At 64.6% G+C, this 2,407-nt stretch carries 2 protein-coding genes; both read left to right on the top strand.

The window, feature by feature from the left end:
- Nucleotides 1–136: 136 nt before the first annotated feature.
- Nucleotides 137–1,111 carry a quinolinate synthase NadA gene (nadA, locus tag EOA60_RS28965; protein ID WP_128312324.1) on the top strand — a complete coding sequence of 325 codons (975 nt, stop codon included), beginning with the start codon at nucleotides 137–139 and terminating at the stop codon, nucleotides 1,109–1,111.
- On the top strand, nucleotides 1,108–2,407 hold a 1,300-nt coding region (locus EOA60_RS28960; RefSeq protein ID WP_128312322.1), incomplete at its 3' end, for an L-aspartate oxidase. The genes nadA and EOA60_RS28960, both read left to right, overlap by 4 nt.

Genomic DNA, 2,407 nt, shown 5'->3' with positions numbered 1-2,407 from the left:
TTTATCGCTTCCGCCACGCCGTGCTCGAAGAAGGGGAGGTTGCCGGGGCAAAATTGCCGCTGGCGCGGGGTTGACTCTTATTCTCACATCAAGAATATGCCGCTTATATTCTCATTGAGTATAAACGGAGCCGTCAATGACCGCCGCGCTGCCTTCGGCCGCACATCTTTACCAGCGCGTCCGACGGGTGATCCCGCCGATCGAATGGCCGGCTTTCGTAGAGGACATCGACGCCATCCTGGCGCTGAAGCGCGAGCGCAACGCCGTGATCCTGGCGCATAATTACCAGACGCCCGAGATCTTCCACTGCGTGGCCGACATCGTCGGCGACAGCCTGGCGCTGGCCCGCAAGGCGATGGACGTGGATGCGGACGTCATCGTGCTTGCCGGCGTGCATTTCATGGCCGAGACGGCGAAGCTGCTCAATCCGGACAAGACCGTTCTCATCCCGGATCGCGAAGCCGGCTGCTCGCTGGCCGACTCGATCACCGCCGAAGATGTGCGCCTGATGCGGCAGCACTATCCGGGCGTGCCGATCGTCACCTATGTCAACACCTCCGCCGCCGTGAAGGCCGAATCCGACATCTGCTGCACCTCCGGCAATGCCCGGGCAGTCGTTGAATCGCTCGGCGTGCCGCGCGTCATCATGCTGCCCGACGAATATCTGGCGAAGAACGTTGCGGCGGAAACGGATGTCGAGATCATCGCCTGGAAGGGCCATTGCGAAGTGCACGAGCGCTTCACCCCGGCCGACATCCGCGAACTGCGCGAGGCGCACCCTGGCATCACGGTGCTTGCCCATCCCGAATGCCCGCCCGGCGTTGTCGCAGTGGCGGACTTTTCGGGTTCGACCGCCGCCATGTCGGATTATGTGGCTCGGGAGAAACCGGCACGAGTCGTGCTGATGACCGAATGCTCGATGAGCGACAACGTCGCGGTCGACCACCCGGATGTGGACTTCGTGCGCCCCTGCAACCTTTGTCCGCACATGAAGCGCATCACGCTCGCCAACATACGTGCAGCGCTCGAGGAGAACCGTCACGTCGTCACGATCGATACGCATGTCGCCGAGCGGGCCCGCTGGGCCGTGGAGCGCATGCTCTTCGTATGACGCCATACATCCACGACATTGGCGGGGCGCCGGTCATCATCGGCGCTGGCATCGCCGGCCTGATGACGGCGCTATATCTGGCACCGCAGCCAGTCGTGCTTCTGTCCAGGACCGCTCTTGGAACGGATGCCTCGAGCACACTCGCTCAGGGTGGGCTCGCGGCGAGTGTGGGGGAGGACGACAGCCCAGACCTGCACCTTGCCGACACGCTCGCCGCCGGGGATGGGCTTTGCGACGAAGCGATGGCCAGGCGGGTCGTCGAGTCAGTCCCCGCAGCCATCGACAGCCTCATTCGTCTCGGCGTGCCGTTCGACCGGGCGCTGGACGGCAAGCTGCGGCTTGGCCTGGAGGCGGCGCATTCGCGTCGGCGTATCGTTCACGCCTCCGGCGACGCTACTGGACATGAGTTGTTCCGGACGCTGCTTGCCGTAGCGCAGCGGACCCGTTCGATCACAATCATGGAAGGCATAACAGCCCTTCGCCTGGTGGTCGCCGAGGGCAGCACCGTTGGCCTGCTGGCTGGCCTGAACAGCGGCGTCTTCGCATTGCCGACGCGCCGTGTGGTGCTCGCTACCGGCGGCATAGGGGGCCTGTTTTGTGACACGACTAACCCGCTTTCCTCGTTTGGTCACGGCTTGGCACTTGCGGCTTGTGCCGGCGCGGAGCTCGCCGATCTCGAATTCGTGCAGTTCCACCCGACCGCCCTGGACACTGAGCGACGGCCAATGCCGCTGATAAGCGAAGCAGTGCGTGGCGAAGGCGCGGTGCTCGTGGACGAACACGGTCACCGCTTCCTTGCCGCTACACCTGGCGCTGAATGCGCATCGCGCGACGTGGTCGCGCGGGCGATCGCCAATCACCTCGCCGCCGGGCACCGGGTCTATCTCGATGCCCGCCAATGTCTCGGGCAGAAATTCGCAAAACGCTTTCCCGCAATCGACGCGGCTTGCAAGCAGGCCGGCATTGATCCGGCCGTGGAGCCGATACCCGTGCGCCCCGCCGCGCACTATCACATGGGCGGGGTGGCCGTGGACGCTGAAGGACGCAGTTCCGTTGGCGGGCTCTGGGCCTGTGGCGAAGTCGCGTGCACTGGACTGCATGGCGCCAACCGTCTGGCCAGCAACTCGCTGGCCGAAGCGGTTGCGACCTCCGCCTGGGTGGCGGCAAGTGTCGCCGGCACCAGCGCCGGCTGGCAGTGGCCCAGACTTCCCGCAACCGTGCCTCTGCGACCAGATTCTTCACCTGTACGCCAACTTGTTTCCAGCGCGCTTGGCATCTTTCGCAATGGCCAGATGC

It is taken from the genome of Mesorhizobium sp. M1A.F.Ca.IN.020.06.1.1, from assembly GCF_004023265.1.
Classification (GTDB): domain Bacteria; phylum Pseudomonadota; class Alphaproteobacteria; order Rhizobiales; family Rhizobiaceae; genus Mesorhizobium.
Note: the sequence above shows the minus strand (reverse complement) of the source record. Positions and strands in the feature narration are given on the sequence as shown.